At 74.3% G+C, this 24,424-nt stretch carries 24 protein-coding genes; 10 read left to right on the forward strand and 14 right to left on the reverse strand.

Going from position 1 to position 24,424, the window contains the following annotated elements:
• Positions 1–16: 16 nt before the first annotated feature.
• Positions 17–697: a TetR/AcrR family transcriptional regulator gene (locus ACFVTF_RS13155; RefSeq protein ID WP_387812992.1), complete on the forward strand. Its 681-nt coding sequence runs from the start codon at positions 17–19 to the stop codon at positions 695–697.
• A gap of 80 nt (positions 698–777) precedes the next feature.
• Here the strand turns inward: ACFVTF_RS13155 and ACFVTF_RS13160 are convergent, their stop codons facing one another.
• Together ACFVTF_RS13160 and ACFVTF_RS13165 are read right to left on the reverse strand one after the other, a co-directional pair.
• Positions 778–1,140: a hypothetical protein gene (locus tag ACFVTF_RS13160; RefSeq protein ID WP_387812995.1), complete on the reverse strand. Its 363-nt coding sequence runs from the start codon at positions 1,138–1,140 to the stop codon at positions 778–780.
• Positions 1,141–1,318: 178 nt separating this feature from the next.
• Positions 1,319–1,546: a hypothetical protein gene (locus ACFVTF_RS13165; RefSeq protein ID WP_371521625.1), complete on the reverse strand. Its 228-nt coding sequence runs from the start codon at positions 1,544–1,546 to the stop codon at positions 1,319–1,321.
• A gap of 438 nt (positions 1,547–1,984) precedes the next feature.
• On the opposite strand from ACFVTF_RS13165, the gene ACFVTF_RS13170 reads away from it, so the two are divergent.
• The gene (locus ACFVTF_RS13170; protein WP_063350360.1) at positions 1,985–2,188 is read left to right on the forward strand and encodes a cold-shock protein; all 204 of its coding nucleotides are present in this window, start codon (positions 1,985–1,987) and stop codon (positions 2,186–2,188) included.
• A gap of 355 nt (positions 2,189–2,543) precedes the next feature.
• Positions 2,544–3,986, forward strand: a complete 1,443-nt coding sequence (locus ACFVTF_RS13175; protein ID WP_387812999.1) for a DEAD/DEAH box helicase — start codon at positions 2,544–2,546, stop codon at positions 3,984–3,986.
• 93 nt (positions 3,987–4,079) lie between these two features.
• Here the strand turns inward: ACFVTF_RS13175 and ACFVTF_RS13180 are convergent, their stop codons facing one another.
• From ACFVTF_RS13180 to ACFVTF_RS13190, 3 genes are all read right to left on the reverse strand, one after another.
• Positions 4,080–4,958, reverse strand: coding sequence for an alpha/beta fold hydrolase (locus tag ACFVTF_RS13180; RefSeq protein WP_387813002.1), 879 nt, complete (start codon positions 4,956–4,958; stop codon positions 4,080–4,082).
• Between the two features lie 159 nt (positions 4,959–5,117).
• Positions 5,118–5,528 (reverse strand): hypothetical protein, encoded by a 411-nt coding sequence (locus ACFVTF_RS13185; protein WP_387813005.1) that lies wholly within the window; start codon positions 5,526–5,528, stop codon positions 5,118–5,120.
• A 230-nt stretch (positions 5,529–5,758) separates the two neighbouring features.
• Positions 5,759–6,688, reverse strand: coding sequence for a glutaminase (locus tag ACFVTF_RS13190; RefSeq protein WP_350884044.1), 930 nt, complete (start codon positions 6,686–6,688; stop codon positions 5,759–5,761).
• A 280-nt stretch (positions 6,689–6,968) separates the two neighbouring features.
• Here ACFVTF_RS13190 and ACFVTF_RS13195 point away from each other — a divergent pair, with 280 nt between their 5' ends.
• A complete protein-coding gene (locus ACFVTF_RS13195) occupies positions 6,969–9,062 on the forward strand; it encodes a HelD family protein (RefSeq protein WP_387813008.1) in 2,094 nt (697 codons plus the stop codon).
• Between the two features lie 53 nt (positions 9,063–9,115).
• Here the strand turns inward: ACFVTF_RS13195 and ACFVTF_RS13200 are convergent, their stop codons facing one another.
• Positions 9,116–9,817 (reverse strand): DUF3152 domain-containing protein, encoded by a 702-nt coding sequence (locus ACFVTF_RS13200; RefSeq protein WP_387813011.1) that lies wholly within the window; start codon positions 9,815–9,817, stop codon positions 9,116–9,118.
• Between the two features lie 447 nt (positions 9,818–10,264).
• On the opposite strand from ACFVTF_RS13200, the gene ACFVTF_RS13205 reads away from it, so the two are divergent.
• Positions 10,265–10,480 carry a heavy-metal-associated domain-containing protein gene (locus ACFVTF_RS13205; protein ID WP_387813014.1) on the forward strand — a complete coding sequence of 72 codons (216 nt, stop codon included), beginning with the start codon at positions 10,265–10,267 and terminating at the stop codon, positions 10,478–10,480.
• A gap of 114 nt (positions 10,481–10,594) precedes the next feature.
• On the opposite strand, the gene ACFVTF_RS13210 is transcribed toward ACFVTF_RS13205, so the two are convergent.
• The gene (locus tag ACFVTF_RS13210; RefSeq protein ID WP_387813017.1) at positions 10,595–11,137 is read right to left on the reverse strand and encodes a DinB family protein; all 543 of its coding nucleotides are present in this window, start codon (positions 11,135–11,137) and stop codon (positions 10,595–10,597) included.
• Between the two features lie 99 nt (positions 11,138–11,236).
• Between ACFVTF_RS13210 and ACFVTF_RS13215 the strand changes: the two genes are divergently transcribed.
• On the forward strand, positions 11,237–12,214 hold the full coding sequence (locus ACFVTF_RS13215; protein ID WP_387813020.1) for a helix-turn-helix transcriptional regulator: 978 nt from the start codon (positions 11,237–11,239) through the stop codon (positions 12,212–12,214).
• Positions 12,215–12,351: 137 nt separating this feature from the next.
• Here ACFVTF_RS13215 and ACFVTF_RS13220 read toward each other — a convergent pair whose 3' ends face one another.
• On the reverse strand, positions 12,352–13,686 hold the full coding sequence (locus ACFVTF_RS13220) for a PLP-dependent aminotransferase family protein (protein WP_387813023.1): 1,335 nt from the start codon (positions 13,684–13,686) through the stop codon (positions 12,352–12,354).
• A gap of 188 nt (positions 13,687–13,874) precedes the next feature.
• Here ACFVTF_RS13220 and ACFVTF_RS13225 point away from each other — a divergent pair, with 188 nt between their 5' ends.
• A complete protein-coding gene (locus ACFVTF_RS13225) occupies positions 13,875–14,648 on the forward strand; it encodes an enoyl-CoA hydratase-related protein (RefSeq protein WP_387813026.1) in 774 nt (257 codons plus the stop codon).
• Positions 14,649–14,801: 153 nt separating this feature from the next.
• Here the strand turns inward: ACFVTF_RS13225 and ACFVTF_RS13230 are convergent, their stop codons facing one another.
• From ACFVTF_RS13230 to ACFVTF_RS13240, 3 genes are all read right to left on the reverse strand, one after another.
• Positions 14,802–15,293, reverse strand: a complete 492-nt coding sequence (locus tag ACFVTF_RS13230) for an HPP family protein (RefSeq protein ID WP_387813029.1) — start codon at positions 15,291–15,293, stop codon at positions 14,802–14,804.
• A 130-nt stretch (positions 15,294–15,423) separates the two neighbouring features.
• Positions 15,424–16,212 (reverse strand): maleylpyruvate isomerase family mycothiol-dependent enzyme, encoded by a 789-nt coding sequence (locus ACFVTF_RS13235; RefSeq protein ID WP_387813032.1) that lies wholly within the window; start codon positions 16,210–16,212, stop codon positions 15,424–15,426.
• Between the two features lie 83 nt (positions 16,213–16,295).
• The gene (locus tag ACFVTF_RS13240; protein ID WP_387813197.1) at positions 16,296–17,660 is read right to left on the reverse strand and encodes an aldehyde dehydrogenase family protein; all 1,365 of its coding nucleotides are present in this window, start codon (positions 17,658–17,660) and stop codon (positions 16,296–16,298) included.
• 118 nt (positions 17,661–17,778) lie between these two features.
• Here ACFVTF_RS13240 and ACFVTF_RS13245 point away from each other — a divergent pair, with 118 nt between their 5' ends.
• A complete protein-coding gene (locus tag ACFVTF_RS13245; protein WP_387813034.1) occupies positions 17,779–18,228 on the forward strand; it encodes a MarR family winged helix-turn-helix transcriptional regulator in 450 nt (149 codons plus the stop codon).
• A 37-nt stretch (positions 18,229–18,265) separates the two neighbouring features.
• Here ACFVTF_RS13245 and ACFVTF_RS13250 read toward each other — a convergent pair whose 3' ends face one another.
• The 3 genes from ACFVTF_RS13250 to ACFVTF_RS13260 all read right to left on the reverse strand — a co-directional run bounded on the left by ACFVTF_RS13250 (position 18,266) and on the right by ACFVTF_RS13260 (position 22,082).
• The gene (locus tag ACFVTF_RS13250) at positions 18,266–19,615 is read right to left on the reverse strand and encodes an erythromycin esterase family protein (protein WP_387813037.1); all 1,350 of its coding nucleotides are present in this window, start codon (positions 19,613–19,615) and stop codon (positions 18,266–18,268) included.
• Between the two features lie 142 nt (positions 19,616–19,757).
• Positions 19,758–21,401 carry an amidohydrolase gene (locus tag ACFVTF_RS13255; RefSeq protein WP_387813040.1) on the reverse strand — a complete coding sequence of 548 codons (1,644 nt, stop codon included), beginning with the start codon at positions 21,399–21,401 and terminating at the stop codon, positions 19,758–19,760.
• A 48-nt stretch (positions 21,402–21,449) separates the two neighbouring features.
• A complete protein-coding gene (locus tag ACFVTF_RS13260) occupies positions 21,450–22,082 on the reverse strand; it encodes a TetR/AcrR family transcriptional regulator (protein WP_387813042.1) in 633 nt (210 codons plus the stop codon).
• Between the two features lie 71 nt (positions 22,083–22,153).
• Between ACFVTF_RS13260 and ACFVTF_RS13265 the strand changes: the two genes are divergently transcribed.
• Both ACFVTF_RS13265 and ACFVTF_RS13270 read left to right on the forward strand, forming a co-directional pair.
• Positions 22,154–23,590, forward strand: coding sequence for a purine-cytosine permease family protein (locus ACFVTF_RS13265; RefSeq protein ID WP_387813045.1), 1,437 nt, complete (start codon positions 22,154–22,156; stop codon positions 23,588–23,590).
• Between the two features lie 161 nt (positions 23,591–23,751).
• Positions 23,752–24,414: a DUF6461 domain-containing protein gene (locus tag ACFVTF_RS13270; RefSeq protein WP_371521655.1), complete on the forward strand. Its 663-nt coding sequence runs from the start codon at positions 23,752–23,754 to the stop codon at positions 24,412–24,414.
• The last annotated feature ends 10 nt before the right edge of the window (positions 24,415–24,424 follow it).

The following is a 24,424-nucleotide window of genomic DNA, read 5'->3' on the forward strand; positions in this document are numbered from 1 at the left end:
AGGTCTGGAGGCGGCCATGGGCGCGTCGGATGTGAGGACTCCCCGGGAGCGCTACCGCGCCCAGGTGCAGGAGGAGATCAAGGAGCGGGCCTGGGAGCAGATCGCCACCGCCGGGGCCTCCGCACTGTCCCTCAACGCCATCGCCAAGCGGATGGGCATGAGCGGTCCGGCCCTCTACCGGTACTTCGCCAGTCGCGACGAGCTGATCACCGAACTCGTCCGGGACGCCTACCGGAGCCTCGCCGACGCCTTCCGGGCCCGCGCCGCCGCGGGTACCGACGTGGCCGGGCTGGCGCAGACCCTGCGCGGGTGGGCCCTGGACGACCCCCAGCGGTACCTGCTCGTCTACGGCACCCCCGTGCCCGGCTACCGGGCGCCCGAGGACACCACCCGGATCTCCGTCGAGATCATGGCCGTCCTGCTCGATGCCTGCGCCGCCGAGCGGTCGCCCGTCGAGCAGGCGCCGGCGGAGCAGTCACCGGCCGTGCCGCCGTCCCCGTTCGACGCCCACCTGGCCGAACACCGGGCCTGGGCCGGGGAGCACCCGGCCCCGCCGGCGGTCCTCCACCTGGCCCTCTCCGTCTGGACCCGGCTGCACGGCGTGCTCTCCCTCGAACTCGCCGGCCACTTCACCGGCATGGGGTTCGACCCCGCCGAGCTCTACGCCGCCGAGCTCCGCTCGCTCACCGGCCGCTGACGGCGCGGCGCTGGCCCGGGTCCGCGGACGGAAAGGGCCCCGGGCGGCCGTGTGGCGCCCGGGGCCCGTCGCGTCGGAGGTCAGGCGTCGGAGTAGCTGAGGTCACCCACCGTCCAACTGCTCACGTCCTCGATGGCGATCCGGTACATGCCGCCGGTGTGGGGCAGTCCGAAGTCGCCCTGGAGGATCCGCGCCCGGTGCAGGTGCAGGTGCGTCGGCCGTGCGGGCACGTCGGCGGAGGGCGGGGAGAAGAGGGCGGCGAACGGCTTCAAGTGCTGTGAGGTGTGCAGGACTTCCGACACCCGCTCGAACCAGAGGGCCATCGGTGCGAGCCGGCCGGTGATGACCGCTCCGGGGACGACCACGGTCAAGGACATCTGGTTGCTGTGCTCGGACTCCACCATGGCGGCGATGTCAACGAGGAGCTCATCAGAGTTCGACATGCACCCAGACTATTGCGCCGCCGCCGGCTTCGGTGGCCTCGTGCACGGTTCGGCGCAGGCCGGGCGCGTGACCGTGCGCGCGGCCTGTCCTACGGCCTACGCACGGTCCGGCGTCCTGGGGAAGATCTTGTGGATCGTTCCGGGGCCCGGGCCCTGGTGTCCCGGGGGGAGCCCCGGGTCAGAGCTTCCACATCTCGGCGTACGGAGGGGTGAGTCGCTCCTGGCGGGAGCCGAAGTCGACGAGGACCGCGATGTCGCTGCCGTCCTCGACGTCGACGACCCGGCCGAGGCCGTGCTTGTCGTGGGTGACCCGGTCGCCCACGGCGAACCGCTTGCGGGGCACCTCGGCCGGGGCTTTGAAGGGACTGGTGGGCAGGTGGCGCCGGACTGCCGGTGATTTCGTCATCCCGATCAGTATGCTCCGAAAAACCGGGGAGCGGACCCTTCCGGAGGGCCGGAACCCCGCCGGGTGACAGGGCACGACCAGTCGGCCCCGGCTCGGCGGACCCGCCCGGCCCGGAAAAATTCTCCGCCCGACCGGGCCCCGCCGCCGGTGCCCCAACTGCCCTGGCGGCGCCACCCGTTGCCGACCCCGTCGGCGGGTGGGCCGCGCCCGTGGGGGAGGGTCAGGAAAGACCGGCTGCGGAATATCCTCCGCGACGAGCCCGGGCCTGCTACAGTCGATTTAGTTGCAGTAGTGGTTCCCATGAACTTTGTGTGCGCCTGCTGATGTATTGCAGGCGCATTTTTTGTTTTCCGGCTCTTTCCCCGGCGGGTGCTCATCGCGGCGACTCGGCGTCCGCACGGTGCGGACTTCGTACAGTCTCTCGAAGGAGATTTTTTAATGGCTACTGGTACCGTGAAGTGGTTCAACGCGGAAAAGGGCTTCGGCTTCATCGAGCAGGAGGACGGCGGCGCTGACGTCTTCGCCCACTACTCGAACATCAACGCCCAGGGCTTCCGTGAGCTGCTCGAGGGCCAGAAGGTCGAGTTCGACGTCACGCAGGGCCAGAAGGGCCCGCAGGCCGAGAACATTCGCCCGCTGTAGTTCTCTGCCACGGCACTCGCCTGGTAGCGAGGGGCCCGCACCGTGCACTACGCCCGGTGCGGGCCCCTCGGCCGTTCCACCCCCCCATCGCCTCCGGCCGTCCTGGCCGCCAGGCCGCCCCGGCCGTACCGGGCCCCGTGGATCCGCCTTCGGCCGTCGTCCGCCGTCCCGCGCGGGCCGTGTCGCGCCGACCGCGCACACCGACGCCCGCCCACCGGTGGCTGCACCGTCCATGCCTCGCCCGGCCGCATCGTCCGCGCCCCGCCCGGCACATCTCCGGCCCGTTTCTTGTGATCTCCGCGCGCCCGTGCAGCGGAGTCTTCCTCGCGACGTGCCGTCCTGAGGAAGGTTCCGTATGAACCGCTCGAACCGCCCGTCGCACCGCAGTCCGCACCGCCGGACCGGAGCCCCGAACCGGGCCCAGGGCCGCTCCTCCCAGCAGGAGTTCGAACTCCCGGTCAGCACCACCCCCGCCCTGCCCGCCGTCGAATCGTTCGACGAACTGGACATGCCCGCGGCCCTGTTGAAGACGCTGACCCGCCAGGGCGTCACCTCGCCGTTCCCCATCCAGGCCACCACGCTGCCGAACTCGCTGGCCGGCCGCGACGTGCTCGGCCGGGGCCGTACCGGCTCCGGCAAGACCATCGCCTTCGGCCTCGCGGTGCTGGCCCGCACCGCCGCCCGTGCCGCCGGCCGCAGGGCGGAGCCGGGCAGCCCGCTGGCCCTGGTACTGGTCCCCACCCGCGAGCTCGCGCAGCAGGTCACCGAGGCGCTCGCCCCCTACGCGCACTCCGTGCGGCTGCGGATGGCGACCGTGGTCGGCGGGATGTCGATCGGCCGCCAGTCCCAGGTGCTGCACCGGGGCGCCGAGGTCGTCGTCGCCACCCCCGGCCGGCTGAAGGACCTGATCCAGCGCGGCCACTGCCGACTGGACGACGTCGGCATCGCGGTCCTGGACGAGGCCGACCAGATGGCCGACCTCGGCTTCCTGCCGCAGGTCACCGAGCTGCTCGACCAGGTCTCCGCCGACTGCCAGACGCTGCTCTTCTCCGCAACTCTGGACCGCAACGTCGACCGCCTGGTGCGCCGCTTCCTCAAGGACCCGGTCACCCACTCGGTGGATCCGTCGGCCGGAGCGGTCACCACCATGGAGCACCACGTGCTGCATGTGCAGAACCACGACAAGAACACCCTGATCATCCGCATCGCCGCCCGGGACGGCGGGGTGATCATGTTCACCGACACCCGGGACCGCGCCGACGCGCTGGTCGAGGACCTGCTCGCCAACGGGGTCAAGGCCGCGGCCCTGCACGGCGGCAAGTCCCAGCCCCAGCGCACCCGGACCCTGGAGCAGTTCCGCACCGGCCACGTCACCGCGCTGATCGCCACCAACGTCGCCGCCCGGGGGATCCACGTGGACGGCCTCGACCTGGTCGTCAACCTGGACCCGCCGGTCGACCACAAGGACTACCTCCACCGGGGCGGGCGCACCGCCCGGGCCGGCGAGTCCGGCACCGTCGTCACCCTCGTCCTGCCCAGCCAGCGCCGCCAGATGGCCCGGCTGGCGGCCACCGCCGGGATCGCCCCCACGGCCACCCGCGTCCACTCCGACGACGACGAACTCGCCCGCCTCACCGGCGCCCGCGTCCCGACCGGGATCCCCGTGACGATCCCCGACCCGGTCGTCGAGCGTCCCCGCCGCTCCGCCCGGGGTGCCGTCGGTGGCGGGCGCCGCCGCCCTGCCGGCGCTGCCGCCGCCCGTCATCCGCGCGCCGTGAGGTCCGCCGCGCGGTCCTGACCCGGTTCGTGCGGGCCCGGTGCGAACCGGCCCGGTACGACGGCCCCGCGCTCCCCGCCCCGACCGGGCGGTGGAGCGCGGGGCCGCTCGCGTTCAGGCCCGGGACGGGCCGCCTTCCGGGGCGAGGAGGAAGTCGAGGACCGGCCGGGCCCGGTCCCCGAGCAGGTGGCCGACCTCGGGGAGGAAGGTGACCGAGACCCGGGGGGCGGCCCGCTGGAGCCGGCGGCGGGTGTCGTGGGAGTCGATGAGCCGGTCGCGGCCACCGATGGTGACCTGCACCGGCATCTCCAGGCCCGCCAGGTCGTCGTCGGTGACGACCGGGAGCTTCTCCCGCCGCGGCCGGAAGTGCTGGTGGATGAGCAGCACGTACTCGCCGAAGGCGCGTTGCCCGGTCGTGGGCGGGGCGGTGGTGGGGGCGGGGCCCAGGGCCAGCCCCAGCATCGTGCGCCGCCCCCACTCCCCGAACGGCAGCAGGAACAGCGCGGCGACCAGGACGCCCCACTTCTGGCGGCCGATCCCGCTGGGGCAGCGCAGCGCCAGCCGGTCCACCCGCTGCGGTCGGCGGATGGCGTAGTCGAGGGCGAGCAGCCCGCCCAGCGACGTCCCCACGAAGGCCGCGCGCTCGACGCGCAGCGCGTCCAGCACGTCGTCCAGCCACAGCGCGTGCGCGTCGGAGTGCAGTTCGGGGCGCACGGGGGCGCTCAGACCGGGCTCGCCGATCACGTCGACGGCGTGGACGCGGAAGTCCCGGGCCCACAGCGCCACGTCGTCCGCCCACATCGCCGTGTTCGCCCCGGAGCCGTGCAGCAGGACCAGGGGCGGCGCGTCCTCGGGGCCGCAGGTCAGGACGAAGGTCGAACCCTGGCGGGTGGGGACGTGCAGCCGTTCGGCGGGCACGGGCCAGCGGTCCAGGAGGGCGGTGTACTCCCGGGCGAGGACGCGGGCGCCCTCGTCGGAGGTGTAGATGGCCATGCCGTACTCCACTCGCTCGATAGGTTGGTATCTATCCTTAAACTACCGCGAGGAATGAAGCAAAGGTAATTTTAGGGAGTGATGGGGAGTGTTACCTCGGGGCGGAAACGACTCCGGCCCGGCCGCCGTGGGGGCGACCGGGCCGGGAGGCGGGAAGGCTCAGGAGCGTTTGGGCGGCAGCACGGCCAGTGCGAGGAGGAGCACCAGGACGCCGCCGCAGGCGTTCCAGAAGCCGTTCTCCAGATCGCCGATCCCGAGCGAGAGCGGCTTCAGCTCCCGCCCCTTCTGGTACACCCAGAGCACGCCGGTGACCACCGCGACCACGGCGGCCAGGAGCAGGCCCGGGCGCGAGCGCACCAGCAGCGCCAGCACCGCGATCGCCGCGGCGACGGCCAGGAGCAGGAACATCGACATGCCGGTCGACGTGGTGCGGGTGGGTGACATGCCCCGGAACAGGTCGGCGACCGGTACGGACCTGGGATCGCTCTTGGCGTACCAGGGCTGGAACGAACTGAGCACCAGCCCTGCCGCGCCGGCCAGGGCCAACAAGCTTGCTACGACGGTTCGCATGGGACGGGACCCCCACTTTCCTCTTGGTCGTGTTCCTCATGGCCGGCCGATCGTCAGCACGATCGGCGCCCCCGCCTGGAGCATGCCATGGACGACCGGCCGGTCGGTGCCCAACGGCCGGATCGACGCCACGAGTTAGGCGACGGCCGGGTGCGGCGCGCGGAGCCCGCGGAACGCCCGGGGCGGCCGTCGGGAGGTTGCCGGGAGGCCGTCGGGAGGCCGTCGGGAGGTCAGAAGATCGAGCAGCCGGAGAGGGTGGTCAGGGCGTCCAGGGCGGTGACCGCGGCCACCGAGTTGCCGGCCTGGTCCAGCCGGGGGCCCCAGGCGCAGACCGCGGCCCGCCCGGGGAGTATGGCGAGGACGCCGCCGCCCACGCCGCTCTTGCCCGGCAGCCCGACCCGGAAGGCGAACTCGCCCGCCGCGTCGTAGGTGCCGCAGGTGAGCAGGACGGCGTTGACGCGCTTGGCCTCGCTGCGCGACATCAGCCGGGTGCCGTCGGTGCGCACCCCGTAGCGGGCCAGGAAGGAGCCGGCCAGGACCAGGTCCCGGCAGCTGGCGGACACCGCGCAGTGCGCGTAGTAGTGGTCGAGGACGGTCTCGACCGGGTTCTCCAGATTGCCGTGGCTGGCGATGAAGTGGGCCAGGGCGGCGTTGCGGTGGCCGTGCTCGGCCTCGGACGCGGCCACGACCGGATCGGTGTCGAGCAGCGGGTTGCCGGACTCGCGGCGGAGGAACTCGCGGACCGCCCCGGCGGCGTCGCCCGTCATGGTCTGCAGGCGGTCGGTCACCACGAGCGCGCCGGCGTTGATGAACGGGTTGCGCGGGATGCCGTGCTCGCTCTCCAGCTGCACCAGCGAGTTGAAGGGGTTGCCGGACGGCTCCCGCCCCACCCCGCGCCAGACCGTGTCCCCGCCGTGGGCCAGGGCCAGTGCCAGGGTGAACAGCTTCGAGACGCTCTGGACGGAGAACGGCTGCTCCCAGTCCCCGACCCCGTACAGCTCGCCGTCGACGGTGGCCACCGCCATGCCGAAGGCGTCCGGGTCGACCGTGGCGAGGGCCGGGATGTAGTCGGCGACATGCCCTTGGTCGCCGGTCGCCCGCGCGGCCGCCGCCGCGGCATCCAGCAGCAGCCGGTAGTCGAGGTTCTCTCCGGCGGGCATACCGTTCAACGCTGTTCCTCCATGAGCACGATCAGGACCACGACCTGGTCCGATACAGGATTATCCGTGCTCCGGGACGTGCGGATGAGCACCGGGAGCGACGTCGGCGCTGGTAGGAGGGGCGGTCGGGGAGGCTTCGGGCGCCCGCCGGTCCCCGGCTCCGCCCAAAACACAACTAAGTCATTCTCTTAACTGAGTTCAGTTATGCTGCTCCGTACGCCCGTGCTGCGGGCGCACGGCATGGCCGGACAGGTGGCAGTGGCGGGGAAGGGGTGCGGCGATGGCGGGAGACCTCCGGCGCGCGGACGGCGAGCGGAAGGCAGCCGGTCCCGGCGGGGAACTGGAAGGCGAACGGGCCCATGTCGAGGCCTGTCGGGCGGCACTGGCCCGGCAGGTCGAGGACGCCGACCACCAGGTCGTCGCCGCGGAGGACGTCTCCGGCGACGGTGCCAGTGCGGAGGCCCTCGGCCGCTACCTGCGGACCCGGGCCCGGCGGATGCGGGAACTGCCGCAGAGCCCGGCGTTCTTCGGCCGGCTCGACTTCGACGACGCCCCGGAGACCGGCGACCATCGGCGCCAGCGCTACTACGTGGGCCGCCGCCGGATCTCGGCCGACCCGGCCGCGCCGCCGCTGGTGATCGACTGGCGGGCCCCGGTCTCCCGGGCGTTCTACCAGGCGAGCGCCGACCGGCCGCTCGGCCTCGCGAGGCGACGGCGCTTCGGCTGGGCGCCGTCGAGCCCCGGCGCGCCCGAGGACCTCACCGGCCTGGAGGACGAGCACCTGGACCGCGCCGGGGCGCAGGGCGGGCGGCGAGGCGCCGGCGGCATCCTGGCCGCCGAGATCGAACGCCCCCGGACCGGGCCGATGCGTGACATCGTCGCCACCATCCAGCCCGAACAGGACGCGCTGGTGCGCGGCGGGCCGGCCGAGTCGGTGTGCGTCCAGGGCGCGCCGGGCAGCGGCAAGACCGCCGTCGGCCTGCACCGCGCCGCCTACCTGATCTACACCTTCCCGCAGCGGATCCAGCGCGGAGGCCTGCTGGTCGTCGGCCCGAACCCGACCTTCCTGCGCTACATCGCCGAAGTCCTGCCCGCGCTCGGCGAGATCGACATCGCCCAGTGCACCGTCGAGGACCTGGTGGCCATGCACCCCGTCCAGGCGCAGGACGACGAGCGGGCCGCCGTGGTCAAGCAGGACGCCCGGATGGCGGCCGTGCTGCGTCGGGCGCTGTACGGGCGGGTCGGCGCGACCGGCTCCGAGGCGCTGGTCGTGCCGGACGGCTCCTACCGCTGGCGCGTCCCGGCGGACGAACTGGACCGGATGGTCGCCGAACTGCGCGAGCAGGACGCGCCGTACGCGATCGGCCGGGAGAACCTCCGCACCCGGGTGGTGGCCGCACTCCAGGACCGGGCCGAACGGCGGTCCGGGATCAAGGGCGGAGCCTGGCGGGCGAGGGTCGGCCGCGGCCGGCCGGTGGCGGCCTTCCTCGACGCGGCGTGGCCCGCGCTGCGCCCGGAGGCGGTGCTGGCGGCCCTGCTCGGCGACCCCGCCGTCCTGGCCGCAGCCGCCGACGGCCTGCTCGCCCCGGCCGAGCAGGCGGCGATCCGCTGGCACCGGCCGCCGCGCTCGCCGAGGAGCGCGCGCTGGTCCGGGCGCGACCTGCTGTTGCTCGACGAGGTGGCCGGGCTGATCGAGCGGCCGGCCGGCTTCGGCCACGTGGTGGTCGACGAGGCGCAGGACCTCTCGCCGATGCAGTGCCGGGCGATCGCCCGCCGCAGTGCCTTCGGTTCGCTCACCGTTCTCGGCGACCTGGCGCAGGCGACCGCGCCATGGTCGGCGCGCAGCTGGCCCGAGCAACTGGCCCACCTGGGCAAGCCGCAGACGGCCGTCGTCCCGCTGACCACCGGCTTCCGGGTGCCGGCGGCCGTCCTGGCCCTGGCCAACCGGCTGCTCGCCGTGCTGGACGTGGGCGTCCCGCCGGCCCGCTCGCTGCGCCAGGGCGGTGAACTGACAGTGCGTCATGTTGCCGACCCGGGGCGGGCGTTGGTGGAGGCGGTGTGCGGCGCGCTGGAGCGGGAGGGATCGATCGCGGTCATCGCCGCGGATGCGGAGGCCGCCGGGGCCGCCGCGGCGCTGCGGGAGGCCGGGGTCGCGGCCGCGTCGGCGGCGGAGGTCGGTACCCCGGCACGGGTCACGGTGCTACCGGCCTCGCTGGTCAAGGGACTTGAGTACGACCATGTGATCGTGCTGGAGCCCGCCGCCATCGTCGAGGCCGAACCGCGCGGCCTGCACCGCCTCTACGTGGTCGTGACCCGGGCGGTGTCCCGGCTGGACGTGCTGCACGCCCGTCCGCTGCCGGCCGCCTGGTCCTGAGTGGGCGGTCGGGAGGCCGGGGGTTGCCGGGCGGTCGGGAGGGGGCGGGCCCGTCAGGGGGCGGAGGTGGGGGCCTGGACGGGCGGGCCGGTGAGCAGGGTGCCGGTGTCGGAGTAGGGCCAGCCGTTCGGGACGCAGCCGTGCAGGCCCTTGATCTGCTGCATCATCACCGGTGCCGGCGCGCCCGGGCCCGGGCAGTCGACGTGGCCGTTGCCGAGGATGTGGCCGACCTCGTGGTTGACGGCGAGCGCGTGGTAGAGCTCGGGCTTGCCGACGTAGAACTCCGACAGCTCCGTCCAGCGCTTGAGGTTGATGACGACCTGGTGGCCCACGCCGCAGTTCACCGTGCCGCCGGTGTCCAGGCCGTACTGGCCGCATATCCGGTCGGTGGTCTTGGGGGTGGCCAGGTAGACGGTGAAGTCCACCGGGTCGGCGGGCATGCGCTGGAAGGAGGCGGTGCCACCGGCGGCCCAGCCGTACTGGACGTTCCCGAGGACGGCGTCGACCTCGGCGGCGAACTGCCCGGGGCTCTCGGCGATCCCGTTCTCCGCCCGCACCTTGTAGCGGTACAGGTGCTCGCCGGTGCCGAAGCGGGGCGAGTCTCCGGCGGCCGTGGTGAACTCCATCGGCTTCTGCCCGTCGCCCGGGGCCCACGGGTGCCACCACAGCAGGCCGGCGGTCACGGCGCCGGCCACCACCAGGGCGAGCGCGCCGTGCCAGAGCCGCAGACGCCGGAATCCGGTGAACCTCTTCATCGGCTGCCCCCGGCTGCGAGGCGCGCCCTCGCTCCGGTGGTCGGGTCGGGTCCGGTGGACCCGCCGGGTATGGAGGTGTGGGGCGTCGGGGTGGGCATGACGGTGAAGGGCTCCTGGGCGGGTTCGGTCGGGATCAGACGAGTCTAGGCGGCGTTCAGGCGGGTTCGGACAGGTTCAGACGGGTTCGGACGGGGTTCGGTCGCGGAAACGAAGGGCGTTATGGGGAGGAACGGGCGAAAGCGGACCATCGGTTCAGTCGGTCGGTGACGGCCCGTCGGCCGCGCGGCCCGATCGGTTCCCGGAACCACTCGAAGGTGCCACCCGTGCGGCGTGTCCCTCGGCGTCGGCGGCGCTTTCCGCTGTCGTGGTGCACGTTGATCACCGGCCGCGTCCGAGCGGACCCGGCCGGGCTTCCCCACCCCACTCCACCTCACCGGAGGCACCGCCATGTCCATCACCACCGTCCTCACCGTCGACGGCATGAGCTGCGGCCACTGCGAGAAGACGGTCAGCGCCGGGCTGGCCGCCCTCCCCGGCGTCACCGGGGTCAGCGCCGACGCGCCGACCGGCCTCGTCACCGTGGCGTCCGCGCAACCGCTCGACGACGCCGTGCTCCGTGGCGCGGTCGCCGGGGCCGGGTTCACCTTCGTCGGCCGGGACTGACCCGCCCCGCCCCCGGCCACCGGCCGAGGGGGAGGGGGAGGGGGAGGGGCGGCCCGGGGCCTGTCCGACGGATCCGCCGGACAGGCCCCGGGCGCCGGGGGTCGTTGACCGGCGTCAGCCCATGCTCTTCGCGCCGTCCAGGGCCTCGCGGATGATGTCGGCGTGGCCCGCGTGCTGGGCGGTCTCGGCGACGATGTGCATCAGCACCCGGCGGGCCGACCACTCGGCGCCGGCCTCGAACCAGGGGGCCTTCGGCAGCGGCTGGGTGGCGCCCAGGTCGGGGAGGGCGGCGACCAGGTCGTCGGTGCGGCGGGCCACCTCGGCGTACTCGGCCAGGACGCCGGCCAGCGTCTCGCCGGGCAGCAGCCGGAACTCGTCCGCGCGGCGGGCGAAGTCGGCCTCGGTGAAGCTGCTGAAGTCAGGCATCGCGGACGGGCCCTCCACGATGAAGCCCACCCAGAACCGCTCGACCGCGCTCACGTGCTTGATCAGGCCGCCCAGACACAGTGCGCTGGCGGTGGTCCGCAGGCCGGCCTGCTCGTCGGTGAGGTCGCGGGTGGTGAAGCGCAGGAAGTGCCGCTGCTTGGCCAGGGCCGCCAGCAGGTCGGCGCGCTCGCCGGTGGCGGTGCTGTTGTTCGGGGTCGCGGTGCTGGTCATGGTGATGGCCTTCCGTTCGGTTCCTGCTCCTTCGGACAAGCTCCACGCTAAACGCGATAGCGGCCACTTTCTGGCCTGAATTCCGGGATGATCGGAGTCATGGCGAACACCAGCACCCGGACGCTGCGACTGCTCTCCCTGCTCCAGACCCACCGTTACTGGCCCGGCGAGGAACTGGCCGACCGGCTCGGGGTGTCGATCCGCACCCTGCGCCGTGACATCGACCGACTGCGCGAACTCGGCTACCCCGTGGAGGCGCAGCGCGGCGTCGACGGCGGCTACCAACTCGCCGCGGGCGCCGCGCTGCCCCCGCTGGTGATCGACGACGAGGAGGCGGTCGCCCTGGCCGTGGGCCTCCAGGCCGCGGCGGAGAGCCCGGTGGAGGGCATCGCCGAGGCCTCGGTGCGGGTGCTGGCCAAGGTGGTGCAGGTGATGCCCGCCCGGCTGCGGCACCGGGTCGAGGCGCTGCGCGCGGTGACCGTCCCCGTCGGCGGGGGCGCCACGGCCGGGCCGGGCGTCGACCCGGACCGGCTCACCGTGGTCGCGCTGGCCTGCCGGGACACCGAGCGGCTGCGCTTCTCCTACACCGCCGCCGACGGCCGGCACGCCGAACGCCAGGTCGAACCGCACCGGCTGGTCTGCCTGCACCGCCGCTGGTACCTGGTCGCCTACGACCTCGACCGGCAGGACTGGCGCACCTTCCGGCTCGACCGGCTGAGCGCGCCGCAGGGCGGCGGCGTCCGGTTCGGGCCCCGTTCGCTGCCCGCCGCCGACGCCGCCGAGTTCGTCCGGGCCGGTCTCAACGGCGTGCCGCGCCCGTACCGGGTGGCGGCGCTGGTGGACGCCCCGGCCGCGACCGTCCGCGCACGGGTCGGCCGGTGGGGCACCGTCGAGGAGGTCGACGCCGGGCGCTGCCGCCTGGAGATGACCGCCGACTCCCTGGACTGGCCGGCCATGGCGCTCGGCTCGCTGGGCGCGGACTTCCGCGTCCTCGGCCCGCCCGAACTGCTCGACCTCGTCGAGGAGTGGGGGGCGCGGTTCACCCGGGCCGCGCGGGGGAGTAGGGCCGCGGAGTAGGGCACCGCAGCAGGACGTCGGAGCAGGACGTCGGGCGGGCCGACTTCTCGTGCGGTTGGTGCTGCGCGTGCGGCGGGTCGGCCCCCACGGCAGGCAGGCAGGCCTGCGGGCAGGCGGGCCGTGCGCCGCGAGAGGCCTCACGGCGGGATCGCCTCGACGGCCGTGCGCAGTCGCCCCAGCACGCCCGCCAACGCGTCCAGCGGCGGCGTGGCCAGCGCCAGCCGGACGGCCCGGGGGTGGTGCGGGCCGGTGGCGAAGGCGTCCGCCGTGGACACCAGGATCCCCTCACCCGCGAGGACGGCGGCGACCTGGTCGGGCCGCTGGTGCTCCGCCAGGCCGAGCCACACCAGGTACGAGGCCGGGTGCGCCGTGACGTCCAGGCCGGCCAGGGCGGTGGCGGCGACGCGCTGGCGGGCGGTGGCGTCCGCGCGGCGATGCCGCTCCAGCCGGGCGACCGTGCCGTCCGCGAGCCAGCCGGTGGCCAGCGCCGTCACCAGCCCGGGCGCACCCCAGGCCGCGGCGCGCAGGCTGCTGGTCGCGGCCCGCAGCAGGCGCCCGGGCAGCACGGCGAAGCCGAACCGCAGGCCCGGGGCCACGTTCTTGGACAACCCGGCGACGTAGCAGGTGTGTTCGGGCGCCAGTGCGTGCAGCGGCGGGGGCGGCGAGGCCTCCAGGAAGGCGTACGTGCCGTCCTCGATCAGCGTGCAGCCGCGGGCGGTGGCGATGGCGGCCAGCCGGTCGCGCTGCGCCCGGTCGAGCACCCAGCCGAGCGGGTTGTGGACGGTGGGCATGGTGTACACCGCGCGGACCGGCCGGGCGCGGCACAGCCACTCCAGCGCGTCGAGGTCCGGTCCCGTCGCGGTGACCGGGACGGGCGCCAGGTCGAGGCCGTGGGCGGCGGCGAGCAGCTTCACCCCCGGGTAGCTGAGCGCGTCGACGGCGAGGACGTCGCCGGGCCGGGTGAGCGTGCGCAGCACGCAGTCGAGCGCCTGCTGCGCCCCGCTGGTCAGCAGGACGTTCTCCGGGGCGGTGTCGACGCCGCGCCCCAGCAGGTACCCGGCCACCACCGCCCGGTCGTGCCGGTGGCCGCCTGGCGGGTGCTGGCGCAGCAGCGCCTCGGCGTCGCCGGAGGAGGCCAGTGTGCGCAGGGCCTGCCGGAGCAGGTCCCCCTGCCCGGGGGCCAGCGGCTGGTTGAACGACAGGTCCGCGACCCGGGGCACCGGGAGCGCGCGGGAGGGCTCGATCCCGTCGTAGCCGGAGCGCGTCCGGACGAAGGTGCCCCGGCCCTGTTCCCCCACCACCAGCCCGGCGGCGGCGAGTTCGGTGTAGACGCGGGTGGCGGTGGCCAGGGCGATCCGCCGCTCGCGGGCGAGCACCCGGTGGGTCGGCAGCCGGGTGCCGGCCGGGAGCGCGCCGGAGCGGATGGCCGCCGCGAACTCGTCGACGATGGCCTTGTAGGAGGGCGGTCGCATGCGGCACCTGCCGTCGTGGGGCGTTGGGCGTCCAGGGTGTATCCAGGACAATAACTGGATTGTCCTGGAGGGTTGTTCCTAGCCTCGGTGCCGTCCGCAACCGGGCGGGCGCCGTGGGGGCGTCCGCCACCGCGCGGGCGTCCGCCGGGTTGCGGGCGTCCGTGCCCAGGCGAAACGGAGCACCCGGCATGACCGTCCGCAGCGAGCGGGACCAGCACGTCGTCACCCTGACCATCGACCGGGAGCACAAGCTCAACGCGCTCGACTACCCGACCATCGACGCGCTGCTCGCCGAACTCGACCGCGTCGACGCCGACGACACCGTCCGAGCGGTCGTGCTGACCGGCGCCGGGCAGCGGGCGTTCAGCGCGGGTGCCGACATCCCGTCGCTGGCCGGGAGCATCGCGGGCGGGCCCGAGCGGGCGCTGCGCGAGGTCGTCCGGCGCGGCCACGCGCTGACCCGGCGGATCGAGGAGTTCCCGAAGCCGATCGTCGTCGCCGTCAACGGCCTCGCCTACGGGGGAGGGTGCGAGCTCACCGAGGCCGCCCCGCTGGCCGTCGCCGCGGAGCACGCGACCTTCGCCAAGCCGGAGATCTCGCTCGGCTTCCCGCCGCCGTTCGGCGGCTCCCAGCGGCTGCCGCGGCACGTCGGACGCAAGCGCGCCCTGGAGCTGATCCTGACCGGGGACCCGATCCCGGCCGCCCGTGCCGCCGAGATCGGACTGGTCAACGCCGTCGTCCCGGCCGGTGAACTGCTCGACGCGGCACGGGGCCTGGTCGACCGGATCATCCGGCACGCGCCGACCGCGGTGTCCGCCTGCCTGCGGGCCGTCACCCGCGGCGTCAACCTGCCGATCGACGAGGGCCTCGCCGTCGAGGCGGCCTGCTTCGCGGCCACCGTGCCGACGGACGGGGTGCGGGAGGGGCTCCGGCACTTCCTCGACCGCCCGGCGGCCGACTGAGCCCGGCTCGCGCCCCTGGTCCCGGTGGTTCCGGGCCGGACCCGGCGTCCTTCGGCCACGACGACGACAACGCGGACGGCCGGGCCATCCGATCGGGTGACCCGGCCGTCGCGGCTCACAGGGGGGCTCGGTGCTCGCCGGGGGCGGGTGCGCTCACCAGGAGACCGGGTAGCGGACTGGGTGCCCGCCGATCCGGCCGGGGAGGAGACCGATCGCCACCAGGATGCCGGTCGAGAGGACCAGCAGCGGCAGGAACGGCAGTGCGGGCGGGGCCTGGAGCACCACGACCACGGCGCTCGCGACGGCCGGGGAGTGGGAGAGGTGGGTGAGCATCATCGCGCCCAGCGCGAGACCGGCGGCTATCGCGGCTCCCCAGGCGGTGCTGCCGGTGACCGCGAGGGTGGCATAGCCGATCAGGGCGGACAGCAGCTGGCCGCCGACGACGTTGCGCGGCTGGGAGATCGGAAGCCCGGGGGCGCCGTGCACCAGGGCGGCGCTGGCCGCCACCGGCGGGATCAGCAGCGGCTGGTGGACCACCATGCCGATTCCGGCCAGCAGGAGCAGCGCGCCGACGGCGAAGACGGAGGCTCGCAGGGCGTGCAGCGGGTGCGGCCTGGGGGCGTCTGCGGGCTTTTGGGTGGGCATGCGTGGGTAACTCCGGATGGGTGACGGGGGACCACGGGATGATAGGCACACTGCCGCTCGAAAGGTGGGATGTTTCGTCTGTTGGACAACCATTGGACACTCCGTGGACGGATGGCTCTGCGGGAGCGGGTCAGAACGTCGAGTTGGCGCACCAGTGCGCGAGCAGCTCCTCGTCCCCGCGCACGTCGAGCCGGGCGGAGGCCAGGTCGAGGCGGCCGTACAGGAGCAGCAGCAGATCGGCGGCGCTCGCCCGGACGGTCGCGTCGGCCTCCGGGCCCGGGCCGTCCGCGTCGGGCCCGAGGTCGTCGAGCCCGAAGCCGTCGGGCCGCAGGCGGATCAGCCAGTCGCCGTCCGCGGCGGTGGCGTTGCCGTCGGTGCGGGTGAAGCGGATGGTGCGGTCCGCGCCGCGCAGCTCGGCGGTCCCCGGGGCGAAGAAGGCGGCGTGGGGCAGGTTGGTGAGGAATTCGGACACCCCGTCGGCGGCCAGCTCCGGGTCGATCACCGGGGTGCGCCCGAGGGCGAGTTCCGCGTCGGCGCGGTGCACCAGGGTCTCGAACAGCATCCGCCGTACCCAGAAGCGGGCGTGCTGGTCGGCGCCCCAGGCCCACATCGGGGCGTCGAGGTCGGTCTCCGCGAACGCGGCGCCGGCCTCGGCCGCGGCCTGTGCCAGCCAGGCGGGGTAGCCGTCCGGCCCGGCGGGCAGCCGCAGGTCGACCTCGCGGCTGCGGGGCGGCTGCTGGATCCGCTGCCGGAGCAGGACGGTGAACCAGCGCTGCACGCTGCCGGTGTGGCGGGTGAGGTCGGTCAGTGTCCAGCCGGGGCAGGTGGGCACCGGGGTGGCCGGGTCGGCGTCCTGGAGGGCGGCGACGAGCCGGGCGGTCTCCGCGGCGACGGCGGCGCCGTGGTCGATGGTGGTCATGAGGGTGCTCGCTCGGTGTCGGGGTGGCGGGGAGGGGCGGAACGGTCGGACGAGGGGCGGAACGGTCGGACGAGGGGGAGCGGTCAGGCGAGCGGCTTGTCGACGACGGCCTTGGCGTGGCTGAAGGTGTCGAGGGAGTACTCGCCGTGGTAGCGGCCCATGCCGCTCTCGCCGACCCCGCCGAACGGCAGCTCGGGCATGGCGAGGTGGGAGACCGGCAGTCCGAAGGAGAGCGCGCCGGAGGAGGTCTCCTCGGTCAGCCGCTGCTTGGTGTGCGCGGACTCGGTGAAGGCGTAGAGGGCGAGCGGCTTGTCGCGCTCGTTGATGAAGGCGATCGCCGCGTCGAGGTCGGGCACGGCGACGACGGGGAGGATCGGGCCGAAGATCTCCGCCCGCATCACGGGGGCCTCGGGGGAGACGTCGGCGAGGACGGTCGGCGCGAGGTAGCGGTCGGCGCGGTCGTGGGTGCCGCCGGTGACGGTCCGACCGTCGCCGAGCAGCGCGGTGAGCCGGTCGAAGTGGCGCTCGTTGACGATCCGGCCGTACTCGCCGCCGGTCGCCGGGTCGTCGCCGTACAGCTCCCGGACGGCGTCGGCGAGGTGTGCCTCCAGCGCGGGCGCGCTCTCGCCGATGGCGAGGACGTAGTCGGGGGCGACGCAGGTCTGGCCGGCGTTGAGGAACTTGCCCCGGGCGATCCGCCGGGCGGTGACCGCGAGGTCGACGCCGGGTTCGACCACCACCGGGCTCTTGCCGCCGAGTTCCAGGGTGACCGGGGTCAGGTGCCGGGCGGCGGCCGCCATGACGATCCGGCCGACGGCGCCGTTGCCGGTGTAGAAGATGTGGTCGAAGCGCTGCTCCAGCAGCGCGGTGGTCTCCGGGACGGCGCCCTCGACGACCGCGACGGCCGCCGGGTCGAGGTAGCGCGGGAGCAGCCGGGCGAGCGCGGCGGAGGTCGCGGGGGCGAGCTCGCTGGGCTTGAGGACGGCCGCGTTCCCGGCGGCCAGTGCGCCGACCAGCGGGGACAGGGCGAGCTGGAGCGGGTAGTTCCAGGGCGCGATGATCAGGACCACGCCGAGCGGGTCGCGCACCACGCGGGCCGCGGCGGGCTGGAAGAACTCGGGCACGGCGGCGGGCTTCGGCCGCAGCCACTGCTCCAGGTGGGCGACGGTGTGGTCGAGCTCGTTGAGCGTGAAGCCGATCTCGGTGCGGTAGGCCTCGGCGGTGCTCTTGCCGAGGTCCTCGTGCAGGGCCTGGAGGAACGCCTCGGACTGCTCGGTGAGCAGCGAGCGCAGTGCTGCCAGCTGGGCCTGGCGCCAGGCGAGCGGCTTGGTCCGGCCGGTGTCGAAGGCGGCGCGCAGGCGGGTGACCGTGGCGGCGGCGGTCTCCGGGGCGGCTTCCGGCGTGGCTTCGGGAGCGGCGTCCGGAGTGGCGGCGGGGGTGTGGTTCATGAGGGTCTCGCGGTCCTTCCAGCTGGCTTGAGGTCGTCGATGGTTTATGACCTCAAGCATTCTTGGACGGTAAACCTCAATGGTTGAGGGTGTCAAGCAATGTGCCTATGCTCGAACCGTGCACCAGAACCCCCACCCGGACCCACCGGCCACGCCGGGCGAGCTGATGGATCAGCTCGCCCGGGTGGCCGCGGCCTACTACCGCCACTTCGCCTCCGCCGCGGCCGGGCACGGGCTGACCCTGATGCAGGGCAAGACCCTCAGCCTGCTCACCCGGCCGCGCTCCATGCGCTCCCTCGCCGGACTGCTGTCCTGCGACGCCTCCAACGTCACCGGCATCGTCGACCGGCTGGAGGGCCGCGACCTGGTCCGCCGCGAGCCCGACCCCGCCGACCGCCGGATCAAGAGCATCGCCCTGACCGACCGGGGCGAGCAGACCGTCCGGCTGATCCGGGCCGACCTGATGTCCGGCCTGACCGCGCTGGAACAGCTCTCCGGCCCGGACCGGGCCGCCCTGGGCGCGCTGCTGGACCGGGCGTTCCCCGAGACGGCGGCCCCGCCCGGCTGAGGCCGGGCCGCCGGCTCGAGGCGGGGCCGGAGCCCGGTCAGAGCTTCGTGGCCTCGTGGACCTGGTGGAGGTGGACGAGGACGTCGTGGGCCCGCCCGAGGGCGACGGAGGGCAGCGGGTCCTTCGTGAACGTGGACCCGGCCTCGTAGACGGGTCGGGCGGTGTCCAGCCAGTCGCGGGCCACGCGCGGGGCGGTGCGCAGGTCGACGTAGTAGTCCTGGCCGCGGACCTGGTCCAGGGTGTACTCGTTCATCCCGGGCGTGGCCGCGGGCACGGTGTTCTTCTCCCAATTGGTGTCGAGGGCGGCGCCCATGGTGAGGAAGGAGCCCCGGTCGAAGGTGAACCCGATGTTCATGTACTCCGGGCCGAAGGTGTCGCGCAGGATCGAGCCCTGCGTCTTGGGGTACATCTCGGGATCGCTGGCCAGGTAGCCGACGTGCCCGTTGTGGGCGGAGAGCAGCATCCGGTCGCCGGTGTGGCGCTGCCACCACGCGGTGTTGTCGGCCATGGCCCGGTCGCGGACGACCTCCGCGGCGTTCACCGAGGCCTTGTCGGTGAGTTCGAAGGTGGCGAAGGCGAAGGTCTGGGCGATGATGCGGGCGTGCTGCACGGCCCAGTCGTACTCCTCGCCGCCCTTGCCCTTGGCGGCGGTGACCAGGTCCAGCGCCTGCTGCGCCTTGGCGGCGTTCTCCTTCCGCTCGGCCACCGGCCGCTTCAGGTAGGCGACGGTGTCGTCGAGCGGGCGCAGGCCCGCGTACAGCCCGTCCACGCGCGCCAGGGCCGCGGGGTCGGCCTTGCGCAGGTAGGCGTCGACCCGGGCGAAGACCTCCTCGCCGAGCTTGGGGGCGCCGACGTCGTCACCCATGAAGTGGACCGGGCGCTCCGGGTGTTGGCGGTTGTACTCGCGCATCCAGCTGATCAGGTCGACGAACTCCTGGCGTTCCCAGGGTGATTGGCCCAGCTCCTCCTTGACGATCTGCCGGGCGTCGCCCTTGCCGTCCTGGAGGAACTTGTCGATCTTCAGGCCCGCCGACCAGCTCATCTCCAGGGCGAAGGTGGTGAAGCCCTTCTCCTGGACCAGGTAGCGGAAGACCCGCTGCTTCATGGTGAAGAACTCGTGCGAGCCGTGCGTGGCCTCGCCGAGGCCCACCACCTTGGCGTCCCCGACCATCGCGCCGAGCGCCCGCAGGTCGCTGGTGCTGCCGCCGGGCTCGGTCGACCGCAGCGGGTGCGCGGACCGCTCCAACGCGCGGACCACCGTGCTCCGTTGGCCGTCCACCGCAGGGGCGGCGGAGGCCACCGGGGCCAGCAGGGCGGTGCCGGCGGCCGCCACCGTCACCGCGATCAGCCCGCGTCGGCCGATCGTTCGCTTGTTCGCCGTGGTCATGATCTCTCCTCAGTTTCCTTGTCCCGAAAGCTCGGTGAGATGATCATCGTCCGCGGCGGGGGTGCGGCGCGCTGGGGCCGACCGCCGGGTTCCTCGGGGGGATAACCCCCGACCTGCGGCGATGCGGGGTCCGCCCGGCGGGTCAGAGCGCGGCGGCGCGGTGCGTCGGGCGGCCGTCCAGGACGGTCAGCAGCACCGGGACGTCCGGCAGTTCGGTGGCGGGGGTGGTGAGCGGGTCGGCGGCCAGGACGGTGAGGTCGGCGCGCTGCCCGACGGCGATCCGGCCGGCCTGCTCCTCCTCCCCGGCCGCGTGCGCGGCGTTGACGGTCACCGCCCGCAGCGCCTCCAGGGCGGTGAGCGCCTGCCCGGGCCGGTGCGGCGGCTGGGTCAGGTCGCGGCTCGGGCGGCGGTGGCGGGCGCCGGCCATCACGCCGAGCGGCGGGTACGGGGCGATCGGCCAGTCCGAGCCGAGCACGACGGTGGCGCCCGCGTCCCACAGGTCGCGGCAGCGCCAGGCGCGGTCGGCGCGCTCCTCGCCGAGGCGGCGGGACCAGTTGTCGGTGTGGTCGGCCCGGGTGAAGTCGCAGCAGTGGGTGGGCTGCATGGAGGCGATCACGCCCAGCTCGGCGAAGCGCCGCAGGACGGCGTCCGGGACGGTCTCGATGTGTTCGATCCGGTGCCGGACGGTACGCGCCCCGGCGGCGGCCGCCCCCGGGTCCTGCGCCGAGGCCCCGGCCACGGCGTCGAGCGCGTGGCGGACGGCGGCGTCGCCGATGGCGTGGGTGGCGGTCGGCACGCCGGCGCGGTGCAGGTGCGCGATGACGCGGGTGTACTCCGCCGGGTCGGGCCAGAACGCGTGGGTGGACTCGCCGTGGCAGTCCGGGCGTTCCAGCCAGGCGGTGCCGTTGTCGATGGTGCCGTCCATGAACAGCTTGACGCCGTCGACCCGCCAGAGCCGGCCGCCCCGGCGCTGCTGTTCGACGAGCGCGCGCAGCCCGTCCGCGTCCACCCCGGGCTGGCACCAGGGGGCGACCCGCAGCCGCAGCGGCAGCTCGCCCGCCTCGTCGAGTTCGGTGTAGAGGTCGAGGCTGTCGCCGTTCGCGTCCATCGCGTGGCCGCCGGTGAGGCCGGCGGCGGCCATGGCGGTGAGCGCGGCGGCCAGGCGGGCGCGGCGTTCGGCCCGGGTGGGCTGCGGGGCGGCGCGTTCGACCAGTTCGCAGGCGGCGTCCTCCAGCAGCAGGCCGGTGGGGCGCCCGGTCGCGTCGCAGACCACCTCGGCGGCCTGGGCGAAGCTGCGCGGGCCGTCGACGCCGGCGAGCTCCAGGGCGCGCGGGCTGGCGAGCATGGAGTGGGCGTCGAAGAGTTGGAGCAGCGCCGGGACGCCGTCGAGGACGGGCGCGAGCGCGGCGGACTCCACCGGCCGGTCGCCGAAGACGTTCGGGTCCAGGCCCCAGGCGTGCAGCCAGGCGCCGGGGGCGAGGGTGCGGACCTCGGCGGCGAGGGCGGCGCGGACCCCGGCGAGGTCGGTGCAGCCGGAGAGGTCGAGGCCGTGGGTGAGTTCGGCGCCGGTGACCGGGTGCAGGTGCCCGTCGACCAGCCCGGGGGTGACGGTGGCGCCCTTCAGGTCGACCACCGTGGTGGCGGCGTCGGCGAGTCGGCGGATCTCCCGGTCGTCGCCGAGGGCGGCGATCCGGCCGTCGGCGACGGCCAGGGCGGTCTGCGGGAGCGGGCCGCCGGTCGCCGGGTCGAGCAGGCGGGCGGACAGGAGGACGAGGGAGGTGCGCACATCGGCTCCAACGGTGCTGCGGGGTGGGGGAGTTGTGGGGTGGAGTGGTCAGTGTTGCCGGGCGAGGGAGCCGTCGGGCAGGCCGAGTTCGCGTTCGGCGGTGGCCGCGGCGAGCCGGGTGACGGCGGAAGGGTGTTCGCGCAGGCCGGTGTTGGCGTGGGCGGCGAGGCCGTCGATCACGACCAGGATCTGAAGCGCCGCCACATCGCCGTCCTCGGTGCGGAACTCGCCCTGGGTGACGCCCGCTTCGATGACGCCGCTGAGCCGTCCGCGCCAGCCGGACTGCTGCTCCAGGACCCGGTCGCGCAGGACGGGCCGGTAGCGGCTGAGGTGGCGGGCGTTGAGCCAGAGCCGGCTCATGTCGTCGTAGGCGGGCCCGGTGGCGCGGGCGAAGAACCGTGCGAGGTGGTGCAGCGGCGACCCGTCGTGCGGGTCGGCGGGCAGCAGCGTCTCCAGTTCGGCGGTGGCGGCGCTGCCGAAGGCCTCGGCGACGAGGTCCTCGACGGCGGGGAAGTAGTGGCTGATCAGACCGGGGCGGACGTCGAGCTGCTCGGCGATCCTGCGCAGCGTGATGCACTCCAGGCCCTCGGTGAGGGCGACGGCGGCCGCCGCCTCGACGATCTCCGCCCGCCGGTCGTCGGGGGATTTGCGGACCCGTTTGCGCTGAACGCTTGACGTCATGTGCCGGATGCTATTGAGTGTGCGACCAATAAGCAAGCAGGTGGGCACGACACCCCCACGGAGGGCCCCCAATGGCGTCCACGCTCCCGGACCACCCCCACCCCGACACCCGCGCCGCCGCGCCGCTCCAGCAGGAGCGGGCCGGCCGGGTCGAGGTCCACGGCATCGACCACATCCCCGAGACCGAACGGCGCGGCCGCGCCCGCGAACTCTTCTCCGTCTGGGCGGCGGCCAGCGTCAACTACCTCAACCTGGTCGTCGGCGGCGCCCTCGTCCTGGCCGGGCTCGACCTGCCCCAGGCGTTCGCGGTGGTCGTCGTCGGCAACCTGTTCTGGCTGGGCACCGGCCTGCTGGCGGTCTCCGGACCGGCCGCGGGCGCGCCCAGCGAGGTCATCACCCGCGCGCTGTACGGCGTCCGCGGCAACCGCGTGAACAACGCCGTCACCGGCTGGATGATCTCCGTCTGCTACTTCGCGCTCAACCTCGCCGCGGCCGCCGTCGCCGCGTTCTCGCTCGTCGAACAGGCCGGGATCACCCCGACCACCCCGATCAAGATCGCCATCGTGGTGGCCATCGTCGTGGTGACGCTCACCATCAGCGTCTACGGCCACGCCGCGATCCTCCGGCTCTACCTGCCGATCACCCTGGTGCTCGCCGCCGCCTTCGCCGTCGTCGGGTACGTGGTGCTCCGGCACGCCGACTTCGGCTACGCGCCCGCCGAACCGCTCTCCGGAACCCGCCTGTGGTCCGCCGTCCTGGCCGGCGTCACCCTGATCGCCTCCGGCCCGCTGTCCTACACCACCAGTGCCGACTTCTCCCGCTACCTGCCGCACACCACCTCCCCGCGCGCCGTCCTCGGCTGGACGGCCCTCGGCGGCTTCCTGCCCAGCGTCGCGGTCGGCGGCCTGGGCGTACTCGCCGCCAGCGCCGTCGACATGACGGACCCGCAGGCCGCCCTCCAGCAGATCCTGCCCGGTTGGTTCGACCCGGTCTTCCTGCTCGCCCTGGTCGTCGGCACGATCGCGGTCAACGCGCTCACCGCCTACAGCGCCGGCCTCGCCCTGCAGGCCGTCGGCATCCGGATCCGCCGCACGCTCAGCGTGCTCGTCGACGGCACCGTCGCCGTCTGCCTCACGCTGTACGCGCTGCTGGTCTCCAACTTCCTCGACACCGTCAGCAACGTGCTCCAGCTGACCGTCGTCCTGCTCGGCCCCAGCACCGCGATCTACGCCACCGACATCCTGCTGCGCCGCAACCGCTACGACGGCCGCGCGCTCACGGACGAGAGTCCGGGCAGTCCCTTCTGGTACCGGGCGGGCGTCAACCCGGCCGGCGCGCTCGCCCTCGCGGCCGGGGTGGCCGGCGCCGCGCTGTGCGTGGACACCCTGTACACCGGGCCGGTGGCCGCCCTCGTCGGCGCGGACCTCGCGCTGCCGGTCGGCATGGTCGTCGCGGCGGCGGTGTACGCGGTGCTGATGCGCGGGAGGCTGAACCGCCGGGGCGCCTGAGCGCGGTCTTCCGACGGCCCCCGGCGAACTGCCCTTCCTCGGGCGGGTGCTGAGGACGCCCGGCCGGGACGCGCCTGGGGGGCGGCCGGTTGTCGGTGGCGTCCGTTAGGGTGCGGACCGGCGGCCCGGCCACGCGGGTCGGCGCGAGGTGAGGGGGCGTCATGACGGACGGTACCGAAGGGGCGGGGGGCGAGGAGGGCATCCGGTGGCTCGCGGACGCCGGGTGCTCCGTCGACGGCGTCCTGTTCGCCCGGGGGATACCGCCGCAGGAGCTCGCCCGCCGGATGGGCGCCGATCCGGCCGCCGCGGCCGGGCCGCTCAGCGGCACCGAGGTGTGGGACCTCGACATCGAGGTGTTCCGCCCGAGCGACGACGGCGACGGTGTGATCAGGGTCGGCGAGTCCGGTGACTGGTCCTTCGCGGTCGAGTACGGCGACTCCACCGGCGGCGAACGGCTCACCGAGATAGCGCGCGACGGGGTCGAGGTGGTCCACTTCCGCCCGATGCCGGACCACCCGCCCGCGCTGCTCGACTACGCCCGCGACGGCGCCGTGCTCTGCGGGTTCGGCCTCGCCGAGGAGCGCTGGCGCTGGGGCCGGGAGCCCGACCTGCTGGTCCCCGAGCTGGTCGCCGCGGGCGTCCTGGAGCCCGACGGGATCACCCGCGGCCCCGGGGGCGAGCCGCCCGCGGCCGTGCGCCGCCGTACCCTCGGCGCGGTCGGGCGGCGGTTCGGGCTGAGCCTGCCCCGGGCCGTCCTCGGCGAGCTGCGGCTGCCGGCGTACGCGGTGCGGGGCAGGCCGGGGATGGCGCCGCAGGGTGGTTGAGCCCGGCCGT

The organism is Kitasatospora sp. NPDC057940 (genome assembly GCF_042887425.1).
Classification (GTDB): Bacteria; Actinomycetota; Actinomycetes; order Streptomycetales; family Streptomycetaceae; genus Kitasatospora.

Bases quoted from the DNA above. Each gene is read 5' to 3' on its own strand.
- ACFVTF_RS13215 (WP_387813020.1), top strand. From the start codon at position 11,237: ATGGCGAACACCAGCACCCGGACGCTGCGACTGCTCTCCCTGCTCCAG.
- ACFVTF_RS13230 (WP_387813029.1), bottom strand. From the start codon at position 15,293: ATGCCCACCCAAAAGCCCGCAGACGCCCCCAGGCCGCACCCGCTGCAC.
- ACFVTF_RS13265 (WP_387813045.1), top strand. From the start codon at position 22,154: ATGGCGTCCACGCTCCCGGACCACCCCCACCCCGACACCCGCGCCGCC.
- ACFVTF_RS13165 (WP_371521625.1), bottom strand. From the start codon at position 1,546: ATGACGAAATCACCGGCAGTCCGGCGCCACCTGCCCACCAGTCCCTTC.
- ACFVTF_RS13210 (WP_387813017.1), bottom strand. From the start codon at position 11,137: ATGACCAGCACCGCGACCCCGAACAACAGCACCGCCACCGGCGAGCGC.
- ACFVTF_RS13170 (WP_063350360.1), top strand. From the start codon at position 1,985: ATGGCTACTGGTACCGTGAAGTGGTTCAACGCGGAAAAGGGCTTCGGC.
- ACFVTF_RS13200 (WP_387813011.1), bottom strand. From the start codon at position 9,817: ATGAAGAGGTTCACCGGATTCCGGCGTCTGCGGCTCTGGCACGGCGCG.
- ACFVTF_RS13185 (WP_387813005.1), bottom strand. From the start codon at position 5,528: ATGCGAACCGTCGTAGCAAGCTTGTTGGCCCTGGCCGGCGCGGCAGGG.
- ACFVTF_RS13260 (WP_387813042.1), bottom strand. From the start codon at position 22,082: ATGACGTCAAGCGTTCAGCGCAAACGGGTCCGCAAATCCCCCGACGAC.
- ACFVTF_RS13240 (WP_387813197.1), bottom strand. From the start codon at position 17,660: ATGAACCACACCCCCGCCGCCACTCCGGACGCCGCTCCCGAAGCCACG.
- ACFVTF_RS13155 (WP_387812992.1), top strand. From the start codon at position 17: ATGGGCGCGTCGGATGTGAGGACTCCCCGGGAGCGCTACCGCGCCCAG.
- ACFVTF_RS13180 (WP_387813002.1), bottom strand. From the start codon at position 4,958: ATGGCCATCTACACCTCCGACGAGGGCGCCCGCGTCCTCGCCCGGGAG.
- ACFVTF_RS13270 (WP_371521655.1), top strand. From the start codon at position 23,752: ATGACGGACGGTACCGAAGGGGCGGGGGGCGAGGAGGGCATCCGGTGG.
- ACFVTF_RS13250 (WP_387813037.1), bottom strand. From the start codon at position 19,615: ATGACCACGGCGAACAAGCGAACGATCGGCCGACGCGGGCTGATCGCG.
- ACFVTF_RS13235 (WP_387813032.1), bottom strand. From the start codon at position 16,212: ATGACCACCATCGACCACGGCGCCGCCGTCGCCGCGGAGACCGCCCGG.
- ACFVTF_RS13190 (WP_350884044.1), bottom strand. From the start codon at position 6,688: ATGCCCGCCGGAGAGAACCTCGACTACCGGCTGCTGCTGGATGCCGCG.
- ACFVTF_RS13225 (WP_387813026.1), top strand. From the start codon at position 13,875: ATGACCGTCCGCAGCGAGCGGGACCAGCACGTCGTCACCCTGACCATC.
- ACFVTF_RS13205 (WP_387813014.1), top strand. From the start codon at position 10,265: ATGTCCATCACCACCGTCCTCACCGTCGACGGCATGAGCTGCGGCCAC.
- ACFVTF_RS13195 (WP_387813008.1), top strand. From the start codon at position 6,969: ATGGCGGGAGACCTCCGGCGCGCGGACGGCGAGCGGAAGGCAGCCGGT.
- ACFVTF_RS13175 (WP_387812999.1), top strand. From the start codon at position 2,544: ATGAACCGCTCGAACCGCCCGTCGCACCGCAGTCCGCACCGCCGGACC.
- ACFVTF_RS13220 (WP_387813023.1), bottom strand. From the start codon at position 13,686: ATGCGACCGCCCTCCTACAAGGCCATCGTCGACGAGTTCGCGGCGGCC.
- ACFVTF_RS13160 (WP_387812995.1), bottom strand. From the start codon at position 1,140: ATGTCGAACTCTGATGAGCTCCTCGTTGACATCGCCGCCATGGTGGAG.